The following is a 13,373-nucleotide window of genomic DNA, read 5'->3' on the forward strand; positions in this document are numbered from 1 at the left end:
AGCGAAAGGCTGCAGTCAAAATGCGTTAAAAGAAAAGCGCAACAGACAGACCTCTGTTGCGCTTTGTTTTTTTAACGGTACTGAGATTTGAAATAATATATCACCACCACCAGCGTTCCGAAGTCCTGCAATAGCCAGAATGGAAAGCTGTCACTCAGTATATCAGCACCGGTAAGAATAAATTTCATGTTTAAGCTGCTCTCACCAAAAAAACCAAAGGCGAGGGCGGCTAAGCCGATTTTACACATTACCGGCAGGGCATGGACTCTTCGGCTATAGGCGGCAAACAAAATCAGCAGCGATGTTATCAGGTCGACGAAGATAATAAAGGGAAGCACCCAGCCATTCATTATGTTAAGCATTTATTCTCCATCGGGCTTGTTGTGGGTTAAATCTGGCGGAGAAAGTGACTCATGTCTGACTTTACTTTTAATGACGCTTGCAACATCAAAAATATCGCGCTGCTCATGCCGGCGAAAAAAGTTTGCCAGCCAGACGATCAGGCCATTACTCATTGCCCCGAGGATATACCCTAAACCAAGCGTGATATCGGCCTGATTAAGGTCTATCTTTAACCAGCGGGCTGCTAATCCACCTAATGCGACGGCCGCGCCCATGCTGATTCCACCAAAAATAATGCCTGCCATAAATCGGCTGTGCTGGTGCAATCGCTGCGGTTGCCAGAAAAACGAGATACTGACGCCGCCAAATAAACCTGAAAAAGCCAGCAAGGCTTCACTGATGAGGGTCGGGAGATAGATGTCAGACATATGTTCATCCTCTGCAAGGATAAGTCCCCTCGGAAAAGGGGACTTATTATCGTAACGGGCGCTTATTATTGGCAGGGATCCAGCTCAACAATATGCTGATACTTATCGGTCGTAATAAAGCGCTGCTGCCCTGACAGGCTGTAAATCAGACGCTTGGGAGAGCGATACCCCTTCACGACATCGACATCCGCGCTAAGCCAGGGCTGACTGGAAGGAAGAGCGCGATCGCTGTATTTATCGCCACCGATCCATTTTTGATTGGTGGGTTTAAGACCCCAAAGCGATTCGCTTTCACTTCCCGACCAGCCGAGGCGTTTGGCCTCATCCGAGGTAATATAGCGGTCGGGCAGGCGCCCAAAATTTTTTATATGACGAAGCGTTGTCGCCAGATCGGTCACGTTATTGACGGGCACCATACCCTGAGAAGATAAAAAGGTGTTGGCTTCCTTTATTTCCTCTTCGCAGGTTGGCATGGCGGCGGTTGCCTGTAACACGTTGAATAACGAAACAGACAGTACGGCCATTTTCACTATGTAAAGTGGTTTCATTGTAATTTTCCTGTTGAATTAACTAAGAAATAGCTTCATTTCCGCCTCGCGGCGTCGGGTAAGCCCGGTCAAAACCTTACCGCCTGCCTTATTCCAGCTTTTGAACTGCAGTGCGGCGCCCTGGATATCGCCTGCGTTGAATTTTTTGAGCAGCGTGGATTTCTTTAAATTGCCCACGCCAAGGTTGAAGGCGAACGAAACCAGCGCGTCGAATTGGTTCTGCGTCGAAGCGTTGTTCAGCAGTTTTTTCACGCCGTCCTCGGTGCGTTTCAGATCTTTGCGCAGCAGATCTTTGGCTTCACCGGTGGTAATTTTGGTGAGCTTTTCCATCTCCTCTTTGAGGATCAAATGGCCGTAGCCGATGGTCCATAAACCTACGGCATCGCGATAACGCTCCAGCCTCAGCCCTTCAAACTGGCAAATAAGCTGAATGCCCCTGTCACCTGTACGTTCTGGTTGTTTTTGCATTACGGAGTCTCCTCTGCTTTCGGGCGGGGAATCACCTTGTTGGTGTATTCGTCAATCAAACGCATGACGCTTTCCGGTGGCTCAAGTGCGGTAAATTGCATCTCTACATCGACGTGGCGGCTGTCACGCCCGCCTTTGTTATCGCTGGAAGGCGAAAGGCTGACGTGAAAGCGGCCAAATTCGTTTTCACCGGACTGGCGGGAAGGCGCCTGCATGCCTTCCGTGCGGATCGTCAGGTTGACCTTCATCTTTTCCAGCATCAGCCCGCGCGGTGTCGAAAGCGCGACCAAGGGCAGGTCAAAGTAATGCTTTTCATCCAGCGCCAGCTGTACCGTGCGTGGAATTAACGAACCGTCTTCTGCGGGTTCGAAAAAGGGATCCAATGCCTTCATATACTGCTGAGCAATCAGTTCGTTGGCCGCAGTGGCCGCGTACTGCATCCCGCGCGTAATATCTTCAAGCGAGATCGGCACGCCGGGAATATCGGCTGGAGGCGCTGGAGGCGTGTTTTCCTGTACCGGTGGCGTGCCTTCATCCTCTTTGCCCGCCCTGTTTTCCGGCTCCTCATCCTTGCCGCCGCGCAGCCATTTTTTAAAAGACATATTTCGCTCCTGGAAAAAGGGCTACCCGGGTAGCCCCTGCGTTACGGAATCGCACGTATGTCGCGGCGTGGAAGATTATTGCGCGGCGACAGGCTTGGTTTTGGCGTTGGTCAGGTAATCAATCACGCGCTGCAGAGCTTCAGGTGGCTCCTGGCGTTTAATCTGGGTATGAATGGAATATTTCGCGCGTGTATCGGTCGAACGGGTCTGCTCCGATTTATGGGAAACCTTGCCGGTCATTTTCGCTTTGAAAACGCCCCAGCCGACGGACGCTTCCACGGAGGCCTCCGCTTCGGTGCTGCTGGAACTGGCTTCGCTCTGGCTCACTTCCAGCTCAAAGTCGATGGTACCGTCCTCGATACAGATGATGGGGTGGGTGACCGCCGCCAGGAGCGGAATACTCATCTTGCGGGTCACGCTGCCTTTATTGACCCCCTGTTCGTCTACCACGGTTTCGTCGTAATCGAACTCGATCGCGACAGCTTTGCCGTCTTTAATACAGACGGAGAGCAGGAAGTCGGTATAGGCCTTGCTCGCCTGGACCTGTGCTTTGATCATCGCCTGCAGCGGACCGCCGATCATATGTTCCAGCGGCAGGGCGTTAATAACTGAACCAATAAATTGTGAATCCATGATGTGAACTCCTTGAATCAGTGAATGCGCGGTTGCGCAGGAGCCACATTACGGAAAGCGAGAAGGGGAAAATATTGGGTAAATGTCATGGCGAGAGGACGCAAAAAACCTATGCCGATCGCAGGATAATCTTAAGGGGTGGTGTTGAGTGATATTCCAGTTTATTGTTGAAATCCCTGCCTCATCGAATTCCGGAGAACCATCGCGTGTTTCAGAAAGTTGACGCCTATGCCGGCGACCCTATCCTCTCCTTAATGGAGCGTTTCAAAGAAGATCCTCGCAGCGACAAAGTGAACCTCAGCATCGGTCTGTATTACAACGAGGATGGCATCATTCCTCAATTAAAAGCCGTTGCCGAAGCCGAAGCGCGTCTGAACGCTGTTCCACACGGTGCTTCTCTTTATCTGCCGATGGAAGGGTTAAACGCCTACCGCAACACCATCGCTCCGCTGTTATTCGGTGCCGATCACGCGGTGCTCGCGCAAAAACGCGTGGCGACCATCCAGACGCTGGGCGGCTCGGGTGCGCTGAAAGTGGGAGCAGACTTCCTGAAAAAATACTTCCCGGATTCAGGCGTGTGGGTCAGTGACCCGACGTGGGAAAACCACGTTGCGATCTTCGAGGGCGCAGGTTTCAACGTGGCGACCTATCCGTGGTTCGACAGCGAAACGAACGGCGTGCGCGTTGAAGCGCTGCTGGAAAAACTGAACACCCTGCCGGCGCGCAGTATTGTGCTGCTGCACCCATGCTGCCATAACCCGACCGGGGCGGATCTCACCAACGCCCAATGGGATGCGGTGATTGAGGTACTGAAGGCCCGCGACCTGATTCCGTTCCTCGACATCGCCTACCAGGGCTTTGGCGCGGGCATGGAAGAAGATGCTTACGCCATCCGCGCCGTGGCCAGCGCCGGGCTGCCTGCTCTGGTCAGCAACTCCTTCTCTAAAATCTTCTCCCTTTACGGTGAACGCGTTGGCGGTCTGTCCGTGGTCTGTGAAGACGCCGAAGCGGCGGGTCGCGTCCTGGGCCAGCTGAAGGCGACGGTGCGCCGCATTTACTCCAGCCCGCCAAACTTTGGTGCGCAGGTGGTGGCGACGGTTCTCGGTGACGAACAGCTGAAAGCGTCCTGGCTTGCCGAAGTGGAAGCGATGCGTAAGCGCATCCTGGCCATGCGTCAGGAGCTGGTTAACGTGCTGAAAGAGGCCGTGCCGGGACATAACTTCGACTATCTGCTCAAGCAGCGCGGGATGTTCAGCTATACCGGTCTGAGCGCGGCGCAGGTCGATCGCCTGCGGGAAGAGTTCGGCGTCTACCTGATCGCCAGCGGCCGTATGTGCGTGGCGGGCCTGAATGCCAGCAACGTTCATCGCGTGGCGCAGGCGTTTGCTGCTGTAATGTAAGTATTCACTTACTTGCATGCTATATGTAGGCCGGGTAAGGCGCAGCCGCCACCCGGCTTTTTTTGTTTGCGCCGGTGCCAATCATTGCCCGGTGGTGCTTCGCTTACCGAGCCTACACGCCTCTTCCACGCTTTGTGATCGTCTTCTTTTTATTCCGCTTCATAAGCAAAAACTCCTTCCCTTCACCTCCCGCTGGGGTTATGGTCGGATAGTTTTTTGACCATCCGCTCAAATTAAAACGATAACAAACTGAATATTCAGGGGAAAATATGCGCAAGATCACACTGGCGCTCAGCGCCGCCTGCTTATTGTTCTCGCTTAACAGCGCCGTCGTCGCGCGAGCTTCTGCCCCGACGCCGCTTTACACCGGCACCACCGCCGCCATTCTCGCCGAGCAGGCGCCCATTCACTGGGTTTCCGTGGCCCAAATCGAAAACAGCCTGATCGGCCGCGCGCCAATGGCCGTGGGCTTTGACATTGACGATACCGTGCTGTTCTCAAGCCCCGGCTTCTGGCGCGGGAAGAAAACGTATTCACCCGACAGCGAAGCGTATCTGAAGAACCCGGAATTCTGGGAAAAAATGAATAACGGCTGGGACGAATTCAGCATCCCGAAAGAAGTTGCCCGTGCGCTTATTGCTATGCACGTGAAGCGCGGTGACAGCATTTACTTTGTCACTGGCCGCAGCCAGACCAAAACCGAAACCGTCTCTAAAACGCTGCAAGATGATTTCCAGATCCCGGCGACCAGCATGAATCCGGTCATTTTTGCCGGTGACAAAGAGGGGCAAAACACCAAAACCCAGTGGCTGGAAAAGAAAAATATCAAAGTATTCTACGGCGATTCGGATAACGACATCACCGCCGCACATGACGTGGGGGCCCGAGGGATCAGGGTATTGCGCGCCTCTAACTCGACCTATCGACCGCTGCCGATGGCCGGAAAGTTTGGCGAAGAGGTAATCGTCAACTCGGAGTATTAAGTATCCGGCAGCGGGTTTGACTCTTTTTTAATCAAATCTCGCTGCTGCGGGTTTTACCTTTCGTCTTCTTGCTGCACACTTAGAAAGATTCATCTTTCATCACGGAGCAGCACATGTGGTACCAACAGACCCTGACCTTAAGCGCTAAACCACGCGGATTTCACCTGGTGACGGATGAAGTCATCGGGCAACTCCGCGATCTGTCGCGCGTCAGAACGGGTTTGCTGCATCTGCTGCTTCAGCACACGTCCGCCTCTCTCACGCTTAATGAAAATTGCGATCCCACCGTCCGGTCCGACATGGAGCACCATTTTCTGAAGAGTGTCCCGGACAACGCGCCTTACGAGCATGACTATGAGGGGGCGGACGATATGCCTTCGCATATTAAATCCTCCCTGCTGGGCGTATCGTTGATGCTGCCGGTTCACAACGGGCGGCTGCTGTTGGGAACGTGGCAGGGGATCTGGCTGGGAGAGCATCGCATTCACGGTGGTTCGCGTAAAATTATCGCCACGCTACAAGGGGAATAAAGATGACAATTTCGGAGATACTTCAGTACTGCATGAGCAAGCCCGGCGCGGAGCAGAGCGTTCATAGCGACTGGAAAGCCACGCAGATTAAAGTGGGAGATGTCCTGTTTGCGATGGTGAAAGAGGTGGAAGGCCGCCCGGCGGCGTCGCTGAAAACCAGCCCTGAACTGGCGGATTTGCTACGCCAGCAGCATGATGACGTGAGGCCGAGCAAGCACCTCAATAAGGCGCACTGGAGCACCGTCTATCTGGATGGATCGATTCCTGGCTCGCAGATTTACTACCTGGTGGACGCGTCCTATCAGCAGGCGGTTGAGCTGCTGCCGGAAACCACCCGACAGCAACTCTCCGTGTGACAATTACAGCAACGGTTTAAGGAAGCGCGCGGTGTGCGAGGCTTCGCACTCTGCAACGGTCTCTGGCGTACCGGAGACGAGAATTTCACCGCCGCCGCTGCCGCCTTCCGGGCCGAGATCGACAATCCAGTCCGCGGTTTTAATCACGTCCAGGTTATGTTCGATGACCACGATGGTGTTGCCCTGGTCTCTGAGCTGATGCAGAACCTCGAGCAGCTGCTGGATATCGGCAAAGTGCAGGCCGGTGGTCGGCTCGTCCAGAATGTAGAGCGTCTGACCGGTGCCGCGTTTTGACAGCTCACGCGCCAGCTTCACGCGCTGCGCTTCACCGCCGGACAGCGTGGTGGCCGACTGCCCCAGACGAATGTAGGTCAGGCCGACGTCCATCAGAGTCTGCAGCTTACGCGCCAGCGCAGGGACGGCGTCAAAGAACTCGCGCGCCTCTTCGATGGTCATGTCCAGCACTTCGTGGATGGTCTTGCCCTTGTACTTAATCTCCAGCGTTTCGCGGTTATAGCGTTTCCCTTTGCACTGGTCGCACGGCACGTAGATATCCGGCAGGAAGTGCATCTCAACCTTGATCACGCCGTCGCCCTGGCACGCTTCGCAGCGGCCACCGCGAACGTTAAAGCTGAAACGTCCTGGCGTATAGCCGCGGGAGCGCGCTTCCGGCACACCGGCAAAGAGTTCACGTACGGGCGTGAAGACGCCGGTATAGGTTGCCGGGTTAGAGCGCGGGGTACGGCCAATCGGGCTCTGGTCAATGTCGATAACTTTATCGAAATGCTCCAGACCCTGGATATCGCGGTACGGCGCAGGCTCGGCCAGCGTCGCGCCGTTCAGCGCCGTCTGCGCAATCGGGAACAGCGTATCGTTGATCAGCGTCGATTTACCGGAACCGGACACGCCGGTGATGCAGGTAAACAGGCCAACCGGCAGCGTCAGGGTGACGTCTTTCAGGTTGTTGCCGCGCGCGCCGGTCAGCTTCAGCACTTTTTCCGGATCTGCCGCTACGCGCTGTTTTGGCACTTCAATCTTGCGCTTGCCGCTCATGAACTGGCCGGTCAGCGATTCGGGTACCGCCATGATGTCCTTCAGCGTTCCCTCCGCGACCACCTGGCCGCCGTGCACGCCAGCGCCTGGGCCAATGTCGATGACGTGGTCGGCCGCGCGGATCGCATCTTCATCGTGCTCGACCACAATTACCGTGTTGCCGAGGTTGCGCAGGTGAACCAGCGTCCCGAGCAGACGCTCGTTGTCGCGCTGGTGCAGGCCGATGGACGGCTCATCCAGCACATACATCACGCCGACTAAGCCCGCGCCAATCTGGCTCGCCAGACGGATACGCTGGGCTTCACCGCCGGAGAGCGTTTCTGCCGAGCGGGAAAGCGTCAGGTAGTTCAGGCCGACGTTCACCAGGAATTTCAGGCGATCGCCAATCTCTTTCAGCACTTTTTCGGCGATTTTCGCGCGCTGGCCGGAGAGCTTCAGATTGTTGAAGAAGTCCATCGCATGGCCGATGCTCATGTCTGAGATGGTCGGCAGCGCGGTGTTTTCCACAAACACATGGCGCGCTTCGCGACGCAGACGCGTGCCTTCACAGGTGGCGCAGGAGCGGTTGCTGATGAATTTCGCCAGCTCCTCGCGTACCGCGCTGGATTCGGTCTCTTTGTATCGGCGCTCCATGTTGTGCAGCACCCCTTCGAACGGGTGGCGACGCACGGAGGTATCGCCGCGATCGTTCATATACTTGAACTCGATGTTCTCTTTGCCGGAACCGAACAGGATCACTTTGTGTACGTTCGGGCTCAGGCTCGCCCACGGCGCTTCGACGTCGAACTTGTAGTGCTCCGCCAGCGATTTCAGCATCTGGAAGTAGTAGAAGTTACGCTTGTCCCAGCCGCGAATGGCCCCGCCCGCCAGCGACAGCTCCGGGTTCTGGATCACGCGGTCCGGGTCGAAATACTGCTGCACGCCCAGGCCGTCACACGTCGGGCACGCGCCCGCCGGGTTGTTGAATGAGAACAGGCGCGGCTCGAGCTCGCGCATGCTGTAGCCGCAAATCGGGCAGGCGAAGTTGGCGGAGAAGAGCAGCTCTTCCGCTTTTGGGTCGTCCATGTCGGAGACCACGGCCGTGCCGCCAGAGAGTTCCAGCGCCGTTTCAAAAGATTCCGCCAGACGCGTGGCGAGATCGTCGCGCACCTTAAAGCGGTCAATCACCACTTCGATGGTGTGCTTCTTCTGCAGCTCCAGCTTTGGCGGGTCGGACAGGTCACACACCTCGCCGTCGATACGGGCGCGGATATAGCCCTGGCTTGCCAGGTTTTCCAGCGTTTTGGTGTGTTCGCCTTTTCGCTCTTTAATGATCGGCGCCAGCAGCATCAGGCGTTTGCCTTCCGGCTGCGACAGCACGTTATCCACCATCTGGCTTACGGTCTGGGCCGCCAGCGGGACGTCGTGGTCCGGGCAGCGCGGCTCGCCCACGCGAGCATACAGCAGACGCAGATAGTCATGAATTTCGGTAATGGTACCGACCGTTGAACGCGGGTTATGCGAGGTGGACTTCTGCTCGATAGAGATAGCAGGGGACAACCCTTCAATGTGGTCGACATCCGGTTTTTCCATCAGCGACAGGAACTGACGCGCGTACGCAGAGAGCGATTCAACGTAACGACGCTGTCCTTCGGCATACAAAGTGTCGAAAGCCAGTGAGGATTTGCCAGACCCCGAAAGCCCGGTCACGACAATGAGTTTGTCGCGAGGGATTATGAGGTTGATATTCTTGAGATTGTGGGTGCGGGCGCCCCGAACTTCGATCTTATCCATTCACCTTTCCCGGTTGGAACACGCATTGCCTGATTTGTTTGAAGGACAAACGGCTGTCAGAAACGGCTAATTATGACACAATTTGACCTGTTTGAATATACAGTATTGGAATGCATTTTCTGATTGGCTGTGTAACAATGTCGAGTCCGCGAGAGATTTCTGAACCGACTACGCAACTATGCAAATTGCCGCGTGGAAATGGTACACTCGCGCGTTTACACTATTAAGAAACGTATTCAGGAGACACGAACATGGCCAGCAGAGGCGTAAACAAGGTGATTCTCGTCGGTAATCTGGGCCAGGACCCGGAAGTACGCTACATGCCGAGTGGTGGCGCAGTTGCCAACATTACGCTGGCTACTTCCGAATCCTGGCGTGATAAAGCGACCGGTGAGATGAAAGAGCAGACCGAATGGCACCGCGTAGTGCTGTTTGGCAAACTGGCCGAAGTGGCCGGTGAGTATCTGCGTAAAGGTTCTCAGGTCTATATCGAAGGCCAGCTGCGTACCCGCAAATGGACCGATCAGGCCGGCGCTGAGAAGTACACCACAGAAGTCGTGGTCAACGTGGGCGGCACCATGCAGATGCTGGGTGGCCGTCAGGGCGGTGGTGCACCGGCAGGTGGCGGTCAGAGCCAGCAGCAGGGCGGTTGGGGTCAGCCTCAGCAGCCGCAGGGCGGCAACCAGTTCAGCGGCGGCGCACAGTCTCGTCCGCAGCAGCAGTCTGCTCCGGCGCCGTCTAACGAACCGCCAATGGATTTCGACGACGACATTCCGTTCTGATTTCCGCGTGCTGAAAACAAAAAACCCAGACTAGCGTCTGGGTTTTTTTATTCCGGAAGGGATCAGGTAATCACCATCGGCCAGTCTGGCGGCGTATGGCTCATCGCCTCAACCATCACCACTTTAATGTTTTCCCAGACGGCAGCGATATCCAGCAGGGTGATGCCAAGCAGACCCGTTGCAAACCAGCAGGCCGCACCCAGCCCCAGCAGGGTGCTGATGACAGCAAGGCCCGCATAGTCAGATTTACGAAACTGAATGTTCAGCGTGCTGGCTAAAAACATCAGTACCGCACTCAACAAAGGCCAGCGCAGGAGAACCATGCTGGTAGTAATGGTTGCCATAAAACCCATCCTCTATAAAACAGACGAACTGAATGAAACGGTGTTTCTCGTTACAAAATATGTGTGAACTATATCACATTTGTTGATTTATTCGCCAGCATCTGAACGATCAAAAAAGAGGATTTTATTCCTCAGAAAAGGCGATTGCGCGGGCTGGTCCTGCCTTCGGCGCACGAGGAGGCGGAGCCACAGCGTGCCGAAAACGCGCTTCGGGCAAGTGGGGATAGCGCAAATTCAGTTTTTATAAGAGGGGCGTTATTCTCACCCAATCCTGAAAATATTGTGGTGAAGGCTGACTATTTATAAATCAACGGACACAATACCCCAGAGCAAATAGCATAAAACGTCATGATGAAGTTGTACTTTTTTCATGCTGTCAGACGTTTGGCTTAATCAACGATTGTCTGTTGTGTTATCTTCCCGTCTGCCTGACGGGCTGGATAATTATTTTCCTTAATTGAAACGGAACGAATACTTACAGTTTAACTTACGGGAAAATATTATCGGCATAACGAAATTTAAGATTTTTAATACTAAAAGTCAGTTGCTAACTTCGCATGATTCATGCAACGTAATCACCTGTTTAACAAAGCATCCGGCCTTAAGTACTACAGGCGTACAACATGCAGGGATATAGGGCGGGAAATGAATCGTAGCGCGCGGCGCAAAATGCTCAGGGTGGTAGGGATCATCATGGTAGTTATGCTGCCGGTGATGCTTGCGCTATGGTTTGCCCAACTGCGTGCCGTGTCTGAAACAAGCGCCCAGCTACGCACATTTGCTGAACTGGCTTTAGACAAAACAGAGCTGGTTATTCAACAGGTTGAGCTGGCCAGGGACGAGGCGGTAAAATATCAGGGCGAGCTTTGCACGCCGGGACACCGTCAATATATGCTGAACGTTGTTCGTGGCCGCCTGTTTGTCGCCGATTTAATTTACGCTGAAGGTCAGAATTTTCTTTGTTCGACCGTTTTTACACCGGATCACCCCTACGCCATTCCTGTCGCTAATTACACGCGCAAACCTGACGTCGCTATCTATTATTATCGCGATACCCCATTTTATACTGGCTATAAAATGACATATATGCAGCGCGGAAATTATGTGGTGGTCGTCAATCCGCTTTCATACAGCGAAGTCATGTCCGCGGATCATTCTCTCTCCTGGGGTGTGTACGACACGGTAACCAATGCTTTCTTTTCCGTCAGCCAGAAAGCCAATGTTTCTTTATTAAATTCGATGATTCGGGATAAGGAATCGGTATTTCAAAAAGATAACCGCTTTTATACGATCGTAACATCTCCCAAAAGACCGATTGCGGCCATTGTGTCGACATCGAATAAACGCTTTTATGAAACGCTTTATCACCAGGCGACGTTGACGCTGCCGCTGGGCATGATCTGCAGCATTATTATTTTGCTGGTATGGTCGCGTACCCATCGTGAGCTTAATTCGCCGGGGCGCTTACTGCACCGGGCGCTGAACAAACGACAGCTTTGCGTCCACTATCAGCCGATTATTGATATTAAGAATAATCAGTGTGTGGGCGCGGAGGCGCTGTTACGCTGGCCTGGCTTTAACGGGCAGGTGATGAGCCCGGCTGAGTTTATCCCGCTGGCGGAAAATGAGGGAATGAGCGAGCGGATTACGGACTATGTCGTTGAGGAGGTGTTCAACGATCTGGGCCATTTCCTGGCCGAGCATCCGCATCTCTATATTTCGATTAACCTGTCGGCCACGGATTTCCACTCCTCGCGGCTGATCGCCATGATTTCCGACAAGGCCCGCCACTACGCCGTCCGTGCGCAGCAAATCAAAATAGAAGTGACGGAACGCGGTTTTATCGATGTGCCAAAAACCACGCCGGTGATTCAGGCTTTCCGTCAGGCGGGTTATGAAGTCGCGATCGATGATTTCGGTACCGGCTACTCGAACCTGCACAACCTCTACTCGCTGAACGTGGATATTCTGAAAATCGATAAATCGTTTATCGATACCTTAACGACCAACAGTACCAGCCACCTGATCGCCGAGCATATTATCGAGATGGCGCAAAGCCTGCGGCTGAAAACCATTGCGGAAGGGGTAGAGACGGCAGAGCAGGTAAGCTGGCTGTTGAAGCGCGGCGTCCAGTTTTGTCAGGGATGGCACTTCGCGAAAGCGATGCCGCCCCAGGAATTTATGACCTGGCAGCAGCAACCTTTGCACTGAGGGTGATTAATTCAACTGGTGGCGATAGTCGCTCGGCGTGCGGTCAAACTCGCGGCGAAACACGCGGGAAAAGGTTTGTTGCGACACATAGCCAAGGTCCATCGCGATATCAAAAATGGGCCGCTGCGTTGAGCGTAGCGCCTGCGCCGCCAGCAGCAGTCTGCGCTGGCGAATGTACTCGCCCAGCGTTTGATGCATGACCGTGCGGAACATTCTCTGTAAATACCATTTCGAATAGCCCGACTTTTTAGCGACCACATCAATGTTCAACGGTTGGTCGATATGTTCATCAATCCATTCAATAAGCGTCTGAATAATCTGCTGATGCGACATAAGGTTGCCCCTCTGTAGATACAACTATCTCGGTTAATTCGTCGTTTTCTCTGCGGGCGAGTATAATTCCTCAAGTTAACTTGAGGTAAAGAGGTTTTATGGAAAAGAGATTGCCGCGCATTAAAGCGCTGTTAACCCCCGGTGAAGTGGCGAAGCGAAGTGGCGTTGCGGTATCCGCGCTCCACTTCTATGAAAGCAAAGGGTTAATTAAAAGCATCCGCAACGGGGGCAACCAGCGTCGCTATACCCGCGACGTGCTCCGCTACGTGGCGATTATCAAAATTGCGCAACGAATCGGAATTCCCCTGGCCACGATCGGCGAGGCGTTTGGCGTGCTGCCGGAAGGGCATACGCTTAGCCCGAAAGAGTGGAAAGAGCTGTCGTCCCAGTGGCGTGAAGAGCTGGACAGGCGTATTCATACGCTGGTCGCGCTGCGTGACGAGCTGGATGGCTGCATCGGCTGCGGCTGCCTGTCGCGTAGCGATTGTCCGTTGCGTAACCCCGGCGACAGGCTGGGCGAGCAGGGGACGGGGGCGCGGCTGCTGGAAGAGGATTGAGATTGTGCGGCCGGCAAAAAGCATAATAAA

16 protein-coding genes are annotated in these 13,373 nt (G+C 54.2%); 7 read left to right on the forward strand and 9 right to left on the reverse strand.

The annotated features are described in order from the left end of the window. Nucleotides 1–71: 71 nt before the first annotated feature. The 6 genes from EnteroDNA1_RS15525 to EnteroDNA1_RS15550 form a co-directional block, all read right to left on the reverse strand. Complete coding sequence (locus EnteroDNA1_RS15525) at nucleotides 72–362, reverse strand: hypothetical protein (RefSeq protein WP_032662594.1); 291 nt, start codon at nucleotides 360–362, stop codon at nucleotides 72–74. Then, nucleotides 363–770, reverse strand: coding sequence for a hypothetical protein (locus EnteroDNA1_RS15530; protein WP_033144411.1), 408 nt, complete (start codon nucleotides 768–770; stop codon nucleotides 363–365). A 65-nt stretch (nucleotides 771–835) separates the two neighbouring features. Continuing rightward, entirely contained in the window at nucleotides 836–1,318 is a 483-nt protein-coding gene (locus EnteroDNA1_RS15535) for a ribonuclease domain-containing protein (RefSeq protein ID WP_083239555.1), read from the reverse strand. Between the two features lie 18 nt (nucleotides 1,319–1,336). After that, nucleotides 1,337–1,786, reverse strand: coding sequence for a lysozyme (locus EnteroDNA1_RS15540; RefSeq protein ID WP_048976345.1), 450 nt, complete (start codon nucleotides 1,784–1,786; stop codon nucleotides 1,337–1,339). Next, nucleotides 1,786–2,388, reverse strand: coding sequence for a DUF2589 domain-containing protein (locus EnteroDNA1_RS15545; RefSeq protein ID WP_033144414.1), 603 nt, complete (start codon nucleotides 2,386–2,388; stop codon nucleotides 1,786–1,788). The genes EnteroDNA1_RS15540 and EnteroDNA1_RS15545 overlap by 1 nt, the downstream gene beginning before the upstream one ends. Nucleotides 2,389–2,463: 75 nt before the next feature. After that, nucleotides 2,464–3,021, reverse strand: a complete 558-nt coding sequence (locus EnteroDNA1_RS15550) for a DUF2589 domain-containing protein (protein WP_023334176.1) — start codon at nucleotides 3,019–3,021, stop codon at nucleotides 2,464–2,466. A gap of 206 nt (nucleotides 3,022–3,227) precedes the next feature. Between EnteroDNA1_RS15550 and tyrB the strand changes: the two genes are divergently transcribed. From tyrB to EnteroDNA1_RS15570, 4 genes are all read left to right on the forward strand, one after another. After that, nucleotides 3,228–4,421: an aromatic amino acid transaminase gene (gene tyrB / locus EnteroDNA1_RS15555; protein ID WP_069303530.1), complete on the forward strand. Its 1,194-nt coding sequence runs from the start codon at nucleotides 3,228–3,230 to the stop codon at nucleotides 4,419–4,421. 269 nt (nucleotides 4,422–4,690) lie between these two features. Next, nucleotides 4,691–5,404, forward strand: a complete 714-nt coding sequence (aphA, locus tag EnteroDNA1_RS15560; RefSeq protein ID WP_032662578.1) for an acid phosphatase AphA — start codon at nucleotides 4,691–4,693, stop codon at nucleotides 5,402–5,404. 113 nt (nucleotides 5,405–5,517) lie between these two features. Next, the gene (locus EnteroDNA1_RS15565; RefSeq protein ID WP_024906721.1) at nucleotides 5,518–5,934 is read left to right on the forward strand and encodes a secondary thiamine-phosphate synthase enzyme YjbQ; all 417 of its coding nucleotides are present in this window, start codon (nucleotides 5,518–5,520) and stop codon (nucleotides 5,932–5,934) included. 2 nt (nucleotides 5,935–5,936) lie between these two features. Continuing rightward, a complete protein-coding gene (locus EnteroDNA1_RS15570) occupies nucleotides 5,937–6,290 on the forward strand; it encodes an MmcQ/YjbR family DNA-binding protein (protein WP_023310053.1) in 354 nt (117 codons plus the stop codon). A gap of 3 nt (nucleotides 6,291–6,293) precedes the next feature. Here EnteroDNA1_RS15570 and uvrA read toward each other — a convergent pair whose 3' ends face one another. Continuing rightward, the gene (gene uvrA / locus EnteroDNA1_RS15575; protein ID WP_029740212.1) at nucleotides 6,294–9,116 is read right to left on the reverse strand and encodes an excinuclease ABC subunit UvrA; all 2,823 of its coding nucleotides are present in this window, start codon (nucleotides 9,114–9,116) and stop codon (nucleotides 6,294–6,296) included. A 251-nt stretch (nucleotides 9,117–9,367) separates the two neighbouring features. Between uvrA and ssb1 the strand changes: the two genes are divergently transcribed. Beyond that, the gene (gene ssb1 / locus EnteroDNA1_RS15580) at nucleotides 9,368–9,898 is read left to right on the forward strand and encodes a single-stranded DNA-binding protein SSB1 (RefSeq protein WP_029740211.1); all 531 of its coding nucleotides are present in this window, start codon (nucleotides 9,368–9,370) and stop codon (nucleotides 9,896–9,898) included. Between the two features lie 62 nt (nucleotides 9,899–9,960). Here ssb1 and EnteroDNA1_RS15585 read toward each other — a convergent pair whose 3' ends face one another. After that, nucleotides 9,961–10,242: a YjcB family protein gene (locus EnteroDNA1_RS15585; protein WP_008503385.1), complete on the reverse strand. Its 282-nt coding sequence runs from the start codon at nucleotides 10,240–10,242 to the stop codon at nucleotides 9,961–9,963. A gap of 645 nt (nucleotides 10,243–10,887) precedes the next feature. On the opposite strand from EnteroDNA1_RS15585, the gene EnteroDNA1_RS15590 reads away from it, so the two are divergent. After that, the gene (locus tag EnteroDNA1_RS15590) at nucleotides 10,888–12,453 is read left to right on the forward strand and encodes an EAL domain-containing protein (protein WP_029740210.1); all 1,566 of its coding nucleotides are present in this window, start codon (nucleotides 10,888–10,890) and stop codon (nucleotides 12,451–12,453) included. Nucleotides 12,454–12,459: 6 nt separating this feature from the next. On the opposite strand, the gene soxS is transcribed toward EnteroDNA1_RS15590, so the two are convergent. Next, nucleotides 12,460–12,786, reverse strand: a complete 327-nt coding sequence (gene soxS / locus EnteroDNA1_RS15595; protein ID WP_013095071.1) for a superoxide response transcriptional regulator SoxS — start codon at nucleotides 12,784–12,786, stop codon at nucleotides 12,460–12,462. A 98-nt stretch (nucleotides 12,787–12,884) separates the two neighbouring features. Here soxS and soxR point away from each other — a divergent pair, with 98 nt between their 5' ends. Continuing rightward, nucleotides 12,885–13,343: a redox-sensitive transcriptional activator SoxR gene (soxR, locus tag EnteroDNA1_RS15600; RefSeq protein WP_023331806.1), complete on the forward strand. Its 459-nt coding sequence runs from the start codon at nucleotides 12,885–12,887 to the stop codon at nucleotides 13,341–13,343. The last annotated feature ends 30 nt before the right edge of the window (nucleotides 13,344–13,373 follow it).

The organism is Enterobacter sp. HK169 (assembly GCF_001719105.1).
In the GTDB taxonomy this organism is placed as follows: Bacteria; Pseudomonadota; Gammaproteobacteria; order Enterobacterales; family Enterobacteriaceae; genus Enterobacter; species Enterobacter asburiae_B.